Here is a 14,472-nt window from a genome sequence, read left to right as displayed (position 1 = left end):
TAATTAAACTCTTGATTTTTAATATGTTATGACTTCCTGCGTTAACTTTATATAAGACAAAGTTACATGCGTTATGGGAAATTCAAGATTAACCGTTAGAATCTTGATGGAGATGGAGAATTTGATTACAAAAAGTAGTACAAGGGATAACATAACCTCAAGATTTCAGGAATTACATAGATCTATTCTGCGGAAACATTACAATGCCGCCGATGTTGAAATTGACTATCACCACCATCGAATAAAAATGGATGTGGTGCTAGATGATGGGGAATATGACCCCAAAACCATAAATATGGTGGTATCCACCATGCCCGTGAATCTGTTTTACAAGGATTTGTGCGCTTTTCTAAAATCCTGTTTGTCGAAGGACGTTAAAAGCTTGGCGTTCTACGCTAGCCTTTTAAAACAACATACGGATAAGGACATCGCCATGATGGCCCTCTAAACCAAAAAAACTTGCTGTTGAAAAAGATGTCCTCCGGGCATCTTTTTGTTTTTTGGGCTTATAGTATTCTTTAACAGCTTCATACCAATAATTTTTTTAGTTTTGGCGCACCTAATCCAAGACAAATGAAAAAGATTGTTGTGTTGTTGCTTTTAGTCACGGGCATCAACGGTATTTCACAGAACCAAAGTGAGCTTTTAAAGCACTACCAAGATTATTACCAAGAGATGCGCCTACAAGGCGACATCAATGGGGTGATTGGAGCGCTTACCCATTTGAACGTGCTTTCCCCGTCCAAACAGCGAAAAGATACCTTGGCCTTCGTTTACATGAACAATGGGCAGCACATGCAAGCCCTAAATACCATCGGAATTGAGAAAAACGCGGATGATTCTGACCTCGCGGTACAGGTTAAAGCAGTTTCTCTGAAATCCTTGAATCAACCCAAGCGGGCACTGGAGCACTTTGAAGTGCTATTCACCCGTAACCCCTCAGCCTATTTGGCGTACGAATTGGCCGATCTTAAAATACAGACCGGGAACACCGATGGAGCGACCACAAATATTGAATATGGCATTGCCAATGCCCAGGACGATATGAAATACGCTTTTTACGAAAGACAACAACCTTATGAGGTTCCCTTAAAGGCTGCTTTCTATCATCTCCAAGGTTTGGTCATCTTTAACAAGGACAAGACTAAAATTGATGATGCCATCGCCTCTATTGACGAAGCGCTTAAAATTGACCCAAACTTTAATTTGGCCAGTTTGAGCAAGCAGGCTTTGGAAGCTAGAAAAGAAACCCCGGAAGGAGAGGAATAAAACCTATTTTTTTTGGAGCTGAAGTAGTAAAAGGCTATCCTTTTCCTTTTTAAGTTCAATGAGTTCCCCAACATTATCGTTGGGCACGGCTATAGAAAGTACATAATGGGCAATTTTCCATTGCCCATTTTCTTTTTTTAGGACCCCGGAACCTCTACAAAGCTTCATTTGGGTGTCCAACAATTCGTCAAACCAGGCAAAAGTCCCTGTTTCACTCACATAAATGTTCCTTTCCACCGCAGTAAAGCTCCAAGCTCTCCCACGATCAAAATAGGGCTTGGAAAAGGCTCTAAACTCTTGGTTTTGCCAGTTTTCGGTGGCATCGGTTCCTAAGAACACCCCGTCCGCAGTCATTTTTGAAAAATAACCCTCATAATCCGCTTTCGCAGCCGCTAAGTGCCAGGCATCCAGAAGTTGGTCGATTTGTTCCTTATCCGATTGCCCATGAGCAAAAATGCAACTCAATAAAACAAGTCCTAAAATAAGTTTACTGTTCATCCAATATTAGTTTTTTATCGAGCTGGCTATTGACCACAATATTAAATTGGGCCCTCATGGAATTGTAGGCATTGATCATCTCTATGGTGGGCTCAGTGGTCTCACTATTGCTTAGTATATGTGATTTCACCTTGAACAAATAGGTTTTTACGACCCGCTGTCTACTCTTTATTTCAAGGGCATCAAGAACACCAGGGTACTCAGATTCGGAAAGCAGCTTTTCCTTATCAATAAGGTCGTCAATAGCCAGTGCAAGGTCTTCGTTGTTTCTGGCCTTGTACAAAACATCAAAACTGCTATTAAAAATTCCGAATTCGGTCCAAGCCTCGCAAAGCTCGGCAGCTGAAGGATTCAGGTTCGCCCTTTGGGGCATTTTTTGATAGTTAAAAACGATTTCCTCAAAGGCGGAATCCCCAGAATCTGCATTCTTTTCCTTACAGCCGGAAAGGAGCATTATGCCTATAAATATCCATGACAATTTTCGCATAGGCGAATGTACAAATTTTAATAAAGGCTATCTTTACCGCCAAAGTCAATTAACTTCATTTTAAATGCAAAAACCCATTCTAATTCTTGGTGCCTGCGGGCAAATTGGCACAGAGCTGACGATGGAGCTTCGCTCCAAATATGGCGCGGATAGTGTAGTGGCCAGTGACATCCGGGAAGGCGGTGAGGCTTTGATGGCTTCCGGCCCTTTTGAGCTTTTGGACGCTACCAACTATGATGCCATTGAAGATGTGGTTATGCATTACGAAATTGATGAGGTGTACCTGATGGCCGCCATGTTGAGCGCCACGGCCGAAAAGTTTCCCATGCGTGCTTGGAACCTCAATATGAATTCCTTGTTCAATGTGCTCAACTTGGCGAAGGACCGGAAAATCAGCAAGATTTTTTGGCCGAGTAGCATTGCTGTTTTTGGACCTAGCACACCCAAGGAGAACACCCCTCAAAATACGATAATGGAGCCTAGCACAGTATACGGTATCAGCAAGCAATCCGGGGAACGTTGGTGTGAATATTACTTCAATAAATTTGGAGTGGATGTGCGAAGCGTACGATATCCCGGACTTATTAGTTGGAAGACCATGCCCGGTGGCGGTACCACGGATTACGCTGTTGAAATTTATCATCAGGCTTTGGAAAATGGGCGTTACAAGTGTTTTTTGAAGGAAGACACACAATTGCCGATGATGTACATGGACGATGCCATCCGGGCTACCCTGAACCTCATGGAAGCAGATGTGTCAACCATTCGGGTCCGTTCCTCCTATAATTTGGGGAGTATGAGTTTTACACCACAGGAGATAGCCAAAACCATCAAAGCCCATATCCCAGATTTTCAAATGGAGTACCAGCCCGATTTTAGGCAGCAAATAGCGGATTCCTGGCCTAGCAGCATAGACGACAGTTATGCCAAAAAAGATTGGGGTTGGGAGCCCAAATACGACTTAAAAAGTACCACCTCGGAAATGCTAAAAAATTTGGGAGGAAAATAGAATCATTCTTCTTCTAAACTGACAAAACCCCCATCCGGGTTCTTGCCCATGGCATCCACCCCGCGAATGGTAGCATCCGCTTCATCAAAATTGGCCATGGTACGTTGCAATTTGGAACTGATCATAACCAAATATTTGGTATCGGATGTAGCTACCTCCACAGCCTCTATGGTCTTGCCCTTCATTTTAAAATTAATGATGTCCCTATCCCCATATCCATCAGGATACTTTTCCACTAAAAGCTTAAGTACCCTGGGGGTCAGTTTCTTATAATCGACAATGACTCTCTTGATACCGGACATGGCTGTGAGCTTATCATCAATTGCACTTAAAGTTAGGACAAAAATTTTGTAAGTAAAAAAGGCGAATTTATGCCCTGTTAATATCGGACTTGCCTCCCGTTTTCTGCAGTAATTTAATTTGATGTATTTCCACCCCCTTATCAATGGGTTTTAGCATATCGTACATGTTAAGGGCCACGATGCTAGCTCCGTGCATGGCCTCGACTTCCACGCCTGTCTTATAAAAGGTTTTCACCGTAATTTTTATTGTAATCTCCAGCCCATCAATTGCATAGTCTATTGCACAATGCTCTACGGGCAAAGGATGGCAATCCGGAAGAAGGTCCGCAGTTTTTTTTACCCCAAGAAATCCAGCTGCTTTGCTCATGGCGAACACATCGCCCTTGGGGACAGTACCGTTCTCTATGGCCTCAATGGTTCCCTGTTTACTTACCTTGACCACTGCTTGGGCGATGGCCGTTCTATGGGTGGATTGTTTTTGGGTAATATCTACCATTCGCCTAGGTGTTTACTTTCCATTGATAACTGTCGTCCTCGAAAAGTTCCTTGCCAAAAACAGGAACCTGTGCCTTGATCTCCTCCACTACATACCGGATAGCCTCAAAAGCCACCTTCCGGTGCGGGGAAGACACAAAAACGAAAAGGCATAAGCCCCCAACAGGAACTTTCCCCAAACTATGGTAAATATGCATGCAGGTAAGATCATGTTTGTCGAAGGCACTTTCCTTAATCTCGTGGAACTTTAGATTGGCCATTTCCTCATAAGCTGAATATTCAATGGCACTTACGGTTTTACCCTCGATCTCATCGGCCCGTACCTGGCCCAAAAAGATATCATGGGCCCCTATTTGGGTCTTATGTTGATGTTTGGCAATGGAATCAGCAATAAAATTGGGATCAATAGCCCCTTGCACAAACACATTTTTAATTTTCTTTTCCATTTCGGAACTGTTTTGTGCTAAGGTAACCAAGAAAAGTGAAATTTTGAGGGCATTTGGTTGTATGAAAGTAGTATCCCCATCTAGGTCGCTTAAAAGGAGTGATGGCATTTATATTGCTTCCTAAAACTAGCTACAATTTGAAGTGGAAAATCAGAAATGCAATATCCAAAAACCTTAACTTACGGATATTCATAATCTTTGGTTTTCATCTCATGCCCTGGTTCTTATGAAAAAAACCATATTATTCGTTTTTCTGTTTTTACCAGCTACCCTTTGTTTTGCACAAAACTCCAAGGTAAAACAACCCAACATCCTATTCTGCATTGCAGACGATTGGGGTTGGCCCCATGCTGGAGTGTATGGCGATTCTGTAGTAAAAACCCCAGCATTTGACAAACTGGCCAAGGAAGGAGTTCTCTTCGAGAATGCGTTCGTTTCCAGCCCATCGTGCACGCCAAGCCGCAGCGCAATTTTAACGGGACAGCAATTTTGGCGTTTGGGGGAAAGCGCCAATCTTTGGTCAACCTTGGATTCCACGATCCCCGTATATCCCCTATTGCTGGAAAATGCAGGATACCATGTTGGATCATGGCGAAAGTCCTGGGGACCTGGGAACTTAAAGGCCGGAGGATACCATACATCTTTACCAGCAGGAAAAAAATATGAAGGTTTTGAAGACTTTTTAAACGCAAGGCCTTCCGATTCCCCTTTTTGTTTTTGGCTTGGGGCAAGCGACCCACATAGAGGCTATGAAAAGGGAAGTGGCGAAGCCTCGGGCATAGACCCCAAGCAAATTAAGCTCCCTGGGTTCTACCCGGATGTAGCTGAAATCAGATCAGATATTGCCGATTATTATTTTGAGGTCCAGCGATTTGATTCTGATGTGGCAGCAGCCATTCAACTATTGGACAGCATAGGTGAACTGAAAAATACAATCATCGTGGTAACAGGGGATCATGGCATGCCTTTTCCGAGGTGCAAAGGCAACTTGTACGATATGGGGGTTAGGGTTCCCTTAGTGGTTAAAATGGGGGAGAATCTCAATCCAAAGCACGGATACATTACCGATTTTGTATCGCTTACTGATTTAGCGCCCACATTTTTGGACCTTGCAGGGGTAAATACTCCCGAAAGAATGACGGGCAAATCTTTGCGGCCAATTCTTACCTCTGGAGTCAACGGTAAGGATTCTTTAAGGACACATGTGGTGTTTGGAAGGGAAAGGCATACCCCTGCACAATCTGCACCTTCGTTGGACGGTTATCCAAGCAGGGGCATCCGGACACATGATTATTTATACATCCGGAATTTTGACCCGGAACGTTGGCCTGCCGGAGTACCCAATGGAGCTACCCATCCCATGAATTCATTTTCCGATAGCGATAATGGCCCAACCAAAACCTATCTCGTAGAAAATGTGAGATCCCCTAGTATTGAGCCCTATTTTAATTGGTCTTTTGGCAAACGTCCAGCAGAGGAATTATACCGAATCCAGGATGATCCCGACCAACTCAACAATTTGGCCACAGACCCTGCCTTCGAAGCCATAAAAAACAAAATGGCCATGCAACTTATGGATGAGTTAAAGCAGTTGGAGGACCCTAGGGTATTGGAGGATAAAGTGCCATTTGATAGCTACCCGTATAGGGCTTCGTACAAGCTTAACAAGAAGTAAACTTTTGGCAAAAACAAAAATTGGTTTAGGGCATTACTGGGTTTGATTAAGAAATCCCCTTTTCGGAACCCAGGCAAGAATTACCGTATGAATGAACGGCATAAACTTCGATTCCAAAGCTTCGCTTTGAGTGCTCCGCACCTTTGCGCGTCTACTTCGTAGCCCCGGCAAGAATTACCGTATGGATTTACGGCATGAACCTCGATTCCAAAGCTTCGCTTTGGGTGCTCTGCACCTTTGCGCGTCTACTTCGTAGCCCCGGCAAGAATCGAACCTTTGCGCTAGACCCCTTCATTTAAAAGGCTTTTAGCTTTCAATGTATTTCAATGTTGACGATTTGTGAACTTTTATGGTGTTATTTTTCCGTCATTATAAAAGTAATCGAATGATGGTAAATGATTGCATTAAACATACCTAAAAAGATAAATCTTGGTTTTAGATTTTCATTTTTGGTGGATTACTTGTCCCATTTCTTACCCCAAAACTTTGCGCATGGATCCTGTTCCGATTTTATAGCGTTCCGGGAGATAAGCGTACAGTAAAATTGGAAAAGGGCGCAACCTACTGTTGATTTTAAAGTTCCACTTTTTCTTTCATTGCGACAGCTTTTTCCTTTTTATTCAATTGGACCACTTGGAAACTCAAATATCCAATTACCATACTCAGTATAATTAGCAGAGATAGAAAAAGCACCAACAACCATTTGGGGATAAGCTTGACCCTTTGCAGCTTTCGATTGATACCATTCAATGTTCTTTTATTCTGTGACTGAATGCTCTCTTGGTTCCTTAGATGTTCTTTTAGGAGATATTCCAACTTTGAAGTATCTACTTTTACTTTATTTAAGCCCTTTGATAGGCCTTCCAATTTTTTGATCGAATTCTGGAACTCATTGATTTCGTCCGTTAGCAGTTCCATGATGTCATCCAATTTTTTCATTGTTCTTTTCTTTTAGATTCCGATGCCCCGGTCAATGGACTTTTTTATGATTTTCTTCGCTAAGCTTTTTGCCAAGGCCATCGCGATATTGGTGCCCAGTTCGATGGTTTTCCCCGCCAGATTTAATACCGGGACTTTTTGTTTTGAAATTGTACTGTTCATTCTGTCTGAGATTTGGGCAATTATCCTTCCTCCCGACATCGAACGATGTACCTCGCTACCTTTAAGGTTCTGTCCCTTGTATTCAAATCGAAAGCCCTGAAGTTTCTGTTGTCCGTTGATACTTGGAATTATTTTGACGCCCCTTTCTTCCATTGACTTGATATAGGCATCCAGACTTTTCGGTCTTTCCGATTGTATCACTTCTTCATGTACCTGCTTTATCTCATTTCTTAGCTGTCTGACTTTATCAAGCCTTTGGTGTTGGACATCCCTTGCAGTGGTCAGTCCCATTTCTCTTGCCACCTTATGGGCTATTAGTTGGCTCCTCTTTCCGATAAAGCTGTCCTTGTATGCCTTTCCGTCAAATCCTATCCGGTTGACATATAAATGGATATGGGTATGTTCCTTGTCCCGATGTACAAATGCAATGGCCTGCCTTTCTTTTAGCCCCATGGCCTTGATGAACTTTTTGACAAGTTCACTTAGTTCCTGTTTTGACAGTCGCTTTCCATCCTCGATACTGGGGCTCAGTACAAAGCTCAGCGTGTTCTTCTTGGTCCGCGGGTTCTGTGATTGGACGATTCTAAATTCTTCCGTAACCTCCCTAGGGTTCTCCCCAGCCAAATGTTGGCTATGGATGATTTCCGCCTCCTTCTCTTGGTTCCATCCATAGGAGATGGAAGCCCTTGTATGTGATATGGATTTTCCTTTCCCAATCATCTATTGAAGTTTTGCAGGTGGTTTCTTATCTCATTGGCCAATTCCCCAACTTCCTTGGCAAGCTTAGGATTCCTTTTTTTGAACATATTGCTTATCCGTTTGAAATTGTTCTTGTATTTCACCAGCATGGAATAATGCTCCAATTGTTCTAGGGTTAGGCGTTCGATGATGCTATGGCCAAGGGCGGAACCACGGCAATATTCGGAAAGTGAGAGCCCAGCCCTTTTTGCCTTGAGCTTGAGCATCTTCTTCTCATAGATACTGCACCTGAACTGGATGTGTTCCTGTTTCATTTTTCTTTTTTCCTTTTGCGACCATCGGGAGAAAAAGCAAGATTGTCATGACAATGACACATCTTGAATTGCCACCCAACTTCAAAGTAGCAACAAAGTCAAAAAGGGATAAAAAGTGCCCTGTTTTTAACTAAGGAAAAGGAGTCCTTTTAAAAGAATCTCAATTGAAACAGCGAAACACTACAGTTTTCAATAAAAGAAAGGATTAGTTCAATGGAAAGCCCTACTCCAAAAGAGCATAAGTAAAGGCGCCCTATTTGATTTTTGAATTACGCTTATCTTCCCGAACACTACAAAAATCAAACAGGTTCCAGCGCAGGTAAGTCCTGGTAAGATTTGGGGTGCTTGAAATTTCAGTTAGTTAACACGTACATATAATGTCCCAAAAAAGGTGAGTTTACAATACTACTAAAAAAGACCAGAAATGGGACTGGGTTAATAATTGTAATCAACTCTTCTGCTAAATCCAATAAAAGGGCCCCTGTTAAGGATGTAAATATGAAGAGAAGTGAGACATGTTAACGGCATATGATCAATGATGATATATTCCTATATTAGTTAATAACTATATTCCCCTGTTGCCAGTAATATGACAAAACCTAATCATATCGAAAATTAAACATTAAAAAATATGTGGGATTCATTTGAACCGTTCCAAAAATTAAATATTCAAGAGTTTAACTTTAAACCTAACCGCTATGAAATATGGAAAGGTGGAAAAAAGATTGATTTTGGAAATACAACCCAAATAATAACTAATAGAGAAAAGCAAACGGCAAACGGCACAGTTTCAGTGGTAAGATTTGCCGACACAAGTCTTCATTCCGAATTAAAAAGTGAAAATGAATTTGATGTATTCATAACCTCAAATGACCGACTTCAATTAGTTAAAGTCCCAAGTTCAGGAAATGGAGACAATAATATGGGGATTTCAATGTTCAAGATGACAATTGGAGAAACAAGAAACCATACGGATTTTGATAGTAATGACCCTTATTGTTGTAATTTATTTTTGCAAAATGGACAAATCGCAAAAATCACTTTTTCATTTAGTTCGCCAGACAAAATGATAGAGTTTTACTCTGATGGAGAAAATGAAGATAGCGGACTTGAATTTGTTTTTCATTCTTCAGACCACATACGATATGAAAATGGAATTAAAGTTTCTGGACCTCACGGAGGAGCACCAAGAGCTATAAAAGTTGAGCCAAGTATAACAGGTGGTAATGGACTGACCGTTACGCTCTTCAATACAGATGGCGGGCAAGCAAATGTTCAAATGGCACCAAAACAAATGAAAATTCAGTCTGCCGACAACGAAAAAATCGTGCTAATTGGATTTGGAACTGACCAGATGGGAGCTTCATTTTCTGATTATGGATTAACCGTTTATCATAACGAGGGAAAATTGACTAAATGTGTTCTTCATATGTTTGACCGAAATATTGAAATTGAATATTTGGAATAAAATACTACTGGCAACACGGTGTATAAAACATAGCTGGTAAGTGCATAGCCAAAAGGTTTGTGCTTATTTGAAAAGACCGTCAAATTTTTAATTTGGCTTTTAAAAAGAGAAACATTAAAAACAAAATATAAAAATTTGGCTCTGTGTTAATTCGAAAAGTTAGTGCCTTTTAGCACGCTACGTTTCATACACAAGTACGTTGGGCGTAATTAAAAACAACCGCTTAAAAAAGAACTTAACCAAATAAATGAAAGCAAACGAAACTAAAGTAGAAGATTTTTTATCTTCTAATAAAACTCAATTTGTAATTCCAGTTTACCAAAGAAATTATGATTGGTCGACAAACCAATGCAAGCAACTTTTAGATGATATTTTAGAAGTTGGAACAAGTAACAAAATGAATGCTCACTTCATTGGAAGTGTCGTTTACGTTCACGATGATGTTTATACTTCTTCACGAATCAAAGAACTAACGGTAATTGATGGACAACAGCGACTTACAACATTGACACTGATCTATCTTGCTTTATATCGTCTGGCAAAGGAAAGGGAAGATGAAGCACTCGTGAATGAAATAAGCGAGACGTACTTAATAAACAAGTTTGCACCTGAAGAAGAAAAACTAAAGTTACGTCCAACAGAAAACAACGATAAAGCAATAAAGTATCTTCTTAGAAGTGATGAATCCGAAGAGTTCAATGACTTTTCCAAAGTGATAGACAATTTCAATTACTATAAAAATAGAATAACCGAAGAAAATTTTGAATTTGTTTTAAGAGGGCTTTCAAAACTTATGTTCGTTGAAATATCACTTGATAGAGATAAGGATGACCCACAAAGAATCTTTGAAAGTCTAAATTCAACAGGACTTGAACTCTCGCAAGCCGACCTAATTAGAAATTACATTCTAATGGGACTAAAAAGAAGAGACCAAAATAGGATATACAACAATTATTGGGAGATAATTGAAAAATTGGCGAAAGAAGAAACCTCAAACAAAAGTAGAGTATCTGATTTCATTAGAGATTATCTCACTTTGGTAAACAACAAAATACCTAATAAGAGCAAAGTATATGAAGAGTTTAAAGCTAAATACCCAACATCGGAAATTGATGTTTTAGAACAAAATTTAGCCCCTATAAAATCTCTAGTTAAATATTACAACAAGCTTCTTAACCCAAAAAACGAGGCTGATAAAGACATCAGAATTCAATTGGAATACATCAATCGACTAGAAATAAATGTTGCATACCCGTTTCTAATGAAAGTCTATGAAGATTATGCTGAGCAGCTGATTGATAAGAATATTTTTCTTAGTGTACTAGAGTTTGTTCAGTCATTCACGTGGAGAAGATTTATTCTCGGATTGCCAACTAATGCCCTTAATAAAATCTTTATGACACTTTATGAAAAAGTGGAAAAAGACAATTATTTGGAATCCATTCAATTTTGGCTATTAAAACGTAAAGGCTCACAGCGTTTCCCAAAAAACACAGAAGTAATTGAGAGTTTAAAACTAAAAGACGTTTACAACATAAAATCAAAAAATAGAGTTTATTTACTAGAAAGGCTTGAAAATTATAATAATAACGAACCAGTTGTAATTGAAGGCAACCCAGATATTACAATCGAACATATTTTTCCTCAAAATCCTGATGCGAAATGGAAGGCAGAACTTGGAGTGGATGAATACAATTTCATTAAAGAAAATTTTCTCAATACCATAGGTAATCTAACACTTTCAGGCAATAATGGAAAGCTAGGAAACAAGGCTTTTATAGATAAAAGGGATTTGGACAACGCAGGTTACAAGGATAGTAGATTATGGCTAAATAAATATCTCTCAGTACTCGATAAATGGAATAAAGTTGAGATTGAAAGAAGATTTGATAGACTTTCTGAACGATTTCTTGAAATTTGGAAAATGCCTGAAATTGAACTTGACGACAGAGACGAAAATAATGAAGTAAACATCTTTGAAGCAGAAGATCCAAAACATAAAAAACTTGAGTATGCGATATTTTTTGACCAAAAAATTGAAGTCAGTCAAGTAGCTAAATTATATGTAGAGGTTTTCAGGCAATTATTTGATTTACAACCTGAGACGTTTTTTACTACTGAACTTGCAGAAAAAATAACGTTGACTAAAAATCCTACTGATGGAAACCCGAGACAAGCATTACAAATCAATGATACATATTTCATTGAAGGAAATATCGATAACATTGGAAAATTTGAAAAAATAAAGCACGCCTTGACATTGTTCGACTCGGAAGATGAACTGCTAATCAAGTATGCGGAATAAAATAACGAACGCCCAAGCGGTGTATAAGTAATAGCGGTTCAGGTGTTAAAGCGGAATTATAAACTTAGAACAAAGGTTAGTGCTAAACCGAAAGGTTTGTGAGTAGAAATCCGCTACTACTGATACACAAAACTGTTGTGCCCCATTTTGCAAATACTCCTATTACTCCTTAAGAATTATTCTTACCTCATATGTTTTGAATGATTATTTAAAGCGGTTATATTTGTCAATATCTGACAAGTCATAAAATGTAAACTGTGAATAAGTTTGGAGACCGAGTACGAGAGTTGCGTGAGCAACAAAACTTACTACAAAGACAAGTAGCTGGTAAGCTGGACATTGATACACCAATGCTCAGCAAAATTGAAAGAGGTGAACGTAGGGCGAAAAGAGAGCAAGTGATTACATTCTCTGAAATACTGAGTGCCGACCAGAACGAGCTAATTACATTATGGCTTGCTGATAGAGTGTATGAAATTGTTAAAGATGAAGATTTAGCAACGGATGCTTTGAAAGTGGCAGAAAAGGAATGTGAGTATTCCAAAAAACCAATTGCTAAGGCCTGAATTGTGAAATTAATTTATGCAAGAACTAATAAATTTATATAATAACCCATTACCGGCCAACAGGAAGGGTATTCTGTATAATGCATTCCCATATCCGACCAAGATATCACCTGAAGCCATTGCTATCTATATAGCTTGTCATACAAATGTTGGTGATACGGTTTTAGACCCTTTTTCTGGAAGCGGAACTACTGGATTAGCGGTTAAATTATGTGATCAGCCCACTGAAGACATGCTCGAAACTACCGAGAAAATGAACATAAAGCCTGTGTGGGGAAGGCGCAACGCTATCTTATATGAGATCAGTTCTTTGGGCGCATTTATTGGTCAAGTAATGTGTAACCCTCCATCCTATAAACTTTTTGAAAGAGAAGCCAAGAAATTACTAAAGGAAATGGAATCTGAATTGAGTAGGCTTTATGAGGCAACAGATCCTGATGGGGAAACAGGGGTTCTAAGATATACTATATGGTCGGAAATCTTGGTTTGTCCTTCTTGTAAAACGGAGGTTAGTTATTGGGATAACTCTGTAAAGCATGACCCTTTAGAAATAACAAAAGAGTTTAATTGCCCAAAATGTGATCATAGGGATATTGTTAATAATTTAGAAAGGAGTACAGAAAAGATTCAAGACCCGATTCTAAATGAGAGAGTTACAAGAAAGAAACGAGTACCCGTGTGGTATTACGGAAGAACAGGAAAGAGAACATGGAACCGAAAGGTTTCTAAGTCAGATCAACAAGCAGAAAAGAAAAAGGCTGAAAAATTTAATGTTGGTCAGATTCCTGATTATGCTATGAATTGGGGAATCTTGCACAGAAAAGGTTATCACAAAGGCATTACACACCTACATCATTTTTACTCTGATAAAAATCTGATCGTCTTTTCAAAACTTTGGGATAAGACCCAAGAGTATCCGGAGGATTTAAGAAACGCTTTAAGATTATTGTTGCTCAGCTACAATGCTTCACATTCAACATTAATGTCAAGAGTTGTCGTGAAGAAAAACAATAAGGACTTTGTAATTACCGGAGCGCAATCAGGAGTTCTGTACATAAGCAACTTGCCTGTTGAAAAGAACATTCTTGAAGGAGTTAAAAGAAAGATCAAAACATTTACGGCCTCCTTTAAACTTGTTGCAAACAGTAAAAGTAAGGTGGAGGTTGTAAATTCGAGTAGCACCGATCTGAAAATTGCAGATCATTCAGTAGACTATGTCTTTACAGATCCCCCATTTGGAGATTACATTCCCTATTCGGAGATCAATCAAATAAACGAAGCATGGCTCGGCATGGTGACAGATGCAAAAAAAGAAGCCATTGTGAACAAAGCCCAGGACAAAGGAATAGAAGAATACGCTGGTCTAATGAGTGAAGTGTTTTCTGAAGCTCATAGAACCTTAAAAGACACTGGTTCTTTCAGTTTGGTATTTCACTCGGCTAAAGCCGAAATATGGAGGGCTTTAGTTGGTGCTTTCCAGACCGCAGGATTCAAAGTATCACTTTCCAGTATTCTGGACAAAGTGCAAGGAAGTTTTAAGCAGGTTACTTCAAGCATTAAAGTGCAGGGAGACCCGCTATTATTGTTGAACAAGGCTAATAAACCGGCCAAGAAAAGAAACGGAAAGGCTGTTATAGCTGAAGAAGAAATAATACAGAGCGTTCTATACAAAGCCTTCAATGGGGTTGACAATGATGATGAAAGAAAACCAGAACGGTTGTTTTCAAGATATATAACTACATGCTTGGAAACCGGCATTCCTGTTTCTAAGAACGCCAAACAATTTTACAAAATAGTACAAACCGAGTTACAGGAAAACTCGCATATCTAAATGGATA

At 39.6% G+C, this 14,472-nt stretch carries 16 protein-coding genes; 8 read left to right on the top strand and 8 right to left on the bottom strand.

Annotated elements, in window-relative coordinates; genetic code table 11:
* Window positions 1-73: 73 nt before the first annotated feature.
* Entirely contained in the window at window positions 74-448 is a 375-nt protein-coding gene (locus tag M3P07_RS10875; protein WP_249969938.1) for a hypothetical protein, read from the top strand.
* Window positions 449-573: 125 nt separating this feature from the next.
* Window positions 574-1,269, top strand: coding sequence for a hypothetical protein (locus M3P07_RS10870; protein ID WP_249969937.1), 696 nt, complete (start codon window positions 574-576; stop codon window positions 1,267-1,269).
* A gap of 3 nt (window positions 1,270-1,272) precedes the next feature.
* On the opposite strand, the gene M3P07_RS10865 is transcribed toward M3P07_RS10870, so the two are convergent.
* Together M3P07_RS10865 and M3P07_RS10860 are read right to left on the bottom strand one after the other, a co-directional pair.
* The gene (locus M3P07_RS10865; RefSeq protein WP_249969936.1) at window positions 1,273-1,767 is read right to left on the bottom strand and encodes a nuclear transport factor 2 family protein; all 495 of its coding nucleotides are present in this window, start codon (window positions 1,765-1,767) and stop codon (window positions 1,273-1,275) included.
* A complete protein-coding gene (locus tag M3P07_RS10860; protein WP_249969935.1) occupies window positions 1,757-2,254 on the bottom strand; it encodes a hypothetical protein in 498 nt (165 codons plus the stop codon). Before M3P07_RS10860 ends, M3P07_RS10865 begins: the two co-directional genes overlap by 11 nt.
* A 64-nt stretch (window positions 2,255-2,318) precedes the next feature.
* Between M3P07_RS10860 and M3P07_RS10855 the strand changes: the two genes are divergently transcribed.
* A complete protein-coding gene (locus tag M3P07_RS10855) occupies window positions 2,319-3,263 on the top strand; it encodes an NAD-dependent epimerase/dehydratase family protein (protein ID WP_249969934.1) in 945 nt (314 codons plus the stop codon).
* 2 nt (window positions 3,264-3,265) lie between these two features.
* On the opposite strand, the gene M3P07_RS10850 is transcribed toward M3P07_RS10855, so the two are convergent.
* The 3 genes from M3P07_RS10850 to M3P07_RS10840 all read right to left on the bottom strand — a co-directional run bounded on the left by M3P07_RS10850 (window position 3,266) and on the right by M3P07_RS10840 (window position 4,506).
* Window positions 3,266-3,565: a hypothetical protein gene (locus tag M3P07_RS10850; RefSeq protein ID WP_249969933.1), complete on the bottom strand. Its 300-nt coding sequence runs from the start codon at window positions 3,563-3,565 to the stop codon at window positions 3,266-3,268.
* Between the two features lie 67 nt (window positions 3,566-3,632).
* Window positions 3,633-4,061 carry a cyclic pyranopterin monophosphate synthase MoaC gene (gene moaC, locus M3P07_RS10845; RefSeq protein WP_249969932.1) on the bottom strand — a complete coding sequence of 143 codons (429 nt, stop codon included), beginning with the start codon at window positions 4,059-4,061 and terminating at the stop codon, window positions 3,633-3,635.
* Window positions 4,062-4,065: 4 nt separating this feature from the next.
* Window positions 4,066-4,506, bottom strand: coding sequence for a molybdenum cofactor biosynthesis protein MoaE (locus M3P07_RS10840; protein WP_249969931.1), 441 nt, complete (start codon window positions 4,504-4,506; stop codon window positions 4,066-4,068).
* Window positions 4,507-4,732: 226 nt separating this feature from the next.
* On the opposite strand from M3P07_RS10840, the gene M3P07_RS10835 reads away from it, so the two are divergent.
* Window positions 4,733-6,181, top strand: a complete 1,449-nt coding sequence (locus M3P07_RS10835) for a sulfatase family protein (protein WP_249969930.1) — start codon at window positions 4,733-4,735, stop codon at window positions 6,179-6,181.
* 573 nt (window positions 6,182-6,754) lie between these two features.
* Here the strand turns inward: M3P07_RS10835 and M3P07_RS10830 are convergent.
* From M3P07_RS10830 to mbpA, 3 genes are read right to left on the bottom strand one after another with little or no spacing between them, the layout of a single operon-like run.
* Window positions 6,755-7,120, bottom strand: a complete 366-nt coding sequence (locus M3P07_RS10830; RefSeq protein WP_249969929.1) for a DUF6730 family protein — start codon at window positions 7,118-7,120, stop codon at window positions 6,755-6,757.
* A 12-nt stretch (window positions 7,121-7,132) separates the two neighbouring features.
* The gene (locus M3P07_RS10825; protein ID WP_249969928.1) at window positions 7,133-8,002 is read right to left on the bottom strand and encodes a relaxase/mobilization nuclease domain-containing protein; all 870 of its coding nucleotides are present in this window, start codon (window positions 8,000-8,002) and stop codon (window positions 7,133-7,135) included.
* Window positions 7,999-8,295: a mobilization protein MbpA gene (gene mbpA, locus M3P07_RS10820; protein WP_249969927.1), complete on the bottom strand. Its 297-nt coding sequence runs from the start codon at window positions 8,293-8,295 to the stop codon at window positions 7,999-8,001. Before mbpA ends, M3P07_RS10825 begins: the two co-directional genes overlap by 4 nt.
* Window positions 8,296-8,926: 631 nt before the next feature.
* Between mbpA and M3P07_RS10815 the strand changes: the two genes are divergently transcribed.
* The 4 genes from M3P07_RS10815 to M3P07_RS10800 all read left to right on the top strand — a co-directional run bounded on the left by M3P07_RS10815 (window position 8,927) and on the right by M3P07_RS10800 (window position 14,465).
* A complete protein-coding gene (locus M3P07_RS10815; RefSeq protein ID WP_249969926.1) occupies window positions 8,927-9,763 on the top strand; it encodes a hypothetical protein in 837 nt (278 codons plus the stop codon).
* A gap of 247 nt (window positions 9,764-10,010) precedes the next feature.
* Entirely contained in the window at window positions 10,011-12,068 is a 2,058-nt protein-coding gene (locus M3P07_RS10810) for a DUF262 domain-containing protein (protein ID WP_249969925.1), read from the top strand.
* Window positions 12,069-12,325: 257 nt separating this feature from the next.
* Window positions 12,326-12,634 carry a helix-turn-helix domain-containing protein gene (locus M3P07_RS10805; RefSeq protein WP_249969924.1) on the top strand — a complete coding sequence of 103 codons (309 nt, stop codon included), beginning with the start codon at window positions 12,326-12,328 and terminating at the stop codon, window positions 12,632-12,634.
* Between the two features lie 16 nt (window positions 12,635-12,650).
* Window positions 12,651-14,465 (top strand): DNA methyltransferase, encoded by a 1,815-nt coding sequence (locus M3P07_RS10800; RefSeq protein WP_249969923.1) that lies wholly within the window; start codon window positions 12,651-12,653, stop codon window positions 14,463-14,465.
* The last annotated feature ends 7 nt before the right edge of the window (window positions 14,466-14,472 follow it).

Source organism: Flagellimonas myxillae (genome assembly GCF_023502235.1).
Taxonomy (GTDB): domain Bacteria; phylum Bacteroidota; class Bacteroidia; order Flavobacteriales; family Flavobacteriaceae; genus Flagellimonas; species Flagellimonas myxillae.
This window is presented reverse-complemented; position numbering and strand designations above follow the sequence as displayed.

What these genes read in the sequence shown, in the direction of transcription:
- mbpA (WP_249969927.1), bottom strand. Translation starts at nt 8,295, where the DNA reads ATGAAACAGGAACACATCCAGTTCAGGTGCAGTATCTATGAGAAGAAG.
- M3P07_RS10860 (WP_249969935.1), bottom strand. Translation starts at nt 2,254, where the DNA reads ATGCGAAAATTGTCATGGATATTTATAGGCATAATGCTCCTTTCCGGC.
- M3P07_RS10875 (WP_249969938.1), top strand. Translation starts at nt 74, where the DNA reads ATGGGAAATTCAAGATTAACCGTTAGAATCTTGATGGAGATGGAGAAT.
- M3P07_RS10865 (WP_249969936.1), bottom strand. Translation starts at nt 1,767, where the DNA reads ATGAACAGTAAACTTATTTTAGGACTTGTTTTATTGAGTTGCATTTTT.
- M3P07_RS10850 (WP_249969933.1), bottom strand. Translation starts at nt 3,565, where the DNA reads ATGTCCGGTATCAAGAGAGTCATTGTCGATTATAAGAAACTGACCCCC.
- M3P07_RS10815 (WP_249969926.1), top strand. Translation starts at nt 8,927, where the DNA reads ATGTGGGATTCATTTGAACCGTTCCAAAAATTAAATATTCAAGAGTTT.
- M3P07_RS10840 (WP_249969931.1), bottom strand. Translation starts at nt 4,506, where the DNA reads ATGGAAAAGAAAATTAAAAATGTGTTTGTGCAAGGGGCTATTGATCCC.
- M3P07_RS10800 (WP_249969923.1), top strand. Translation starts at nt 12,651, where the DNA reads ATGCAAGAACTAATAAATTTATATAATAACCCATTACCGGCCAACAGG.
- M3P07_RS10870 (WP_249969937.1), top strand. Translation starts at nt 574, where the DNA reads ATGAAAAAGATTGTTGTGTTGTTGCTTTTAGTCACGGGCATCAACGGT.
- M3P07_RS10855 (WP_249969934.1), top strand. Translation starts at nt 2,319, where the DNA reads ATGCAAAAACCCATTCTAATTCTTGGTGCCTGCGGGCAAATTGGCACA.
- moaC (WP_249969932.1), bottom strand. Translation starts at nt 4,061, where the DNA reads ATGGTAGATATTACCCAAAAACAATCCACCCATAGAACGGCCATCGCC.
- M3P07_RS10835 (WP_249969930.1), top strand. Translation starts at nt 4,733, where the DNA reads ATGAAAAAAACCATATTATTCGTTTTTCTGTTTTTACCAGCTACCCTT.
- M3P07_RS10810 (WP_249969925.1), top strand. Translation starts at nt 10,011, where the DNA reads ATGAAAGCAAACGAAACTAAAGTAGAAGATTTTTTATCTTCTAATAAA.
- M3P07_RS10830 (WP_249969929.1), bottom strand. Translation starts at nt 7,120, where the DNA reads ATGAAAAAATTGGATGACATCATGGAACTGCTAACGGACGAAATCAAT.
- M3P07_RS10825 (WP_249969928.1), bottom strand. Translation starts at nt 8,002, where the DNA reads ATGATTGGGAAAGGAAAATCCATATCACATACAAGGGCTTCCATCTCC.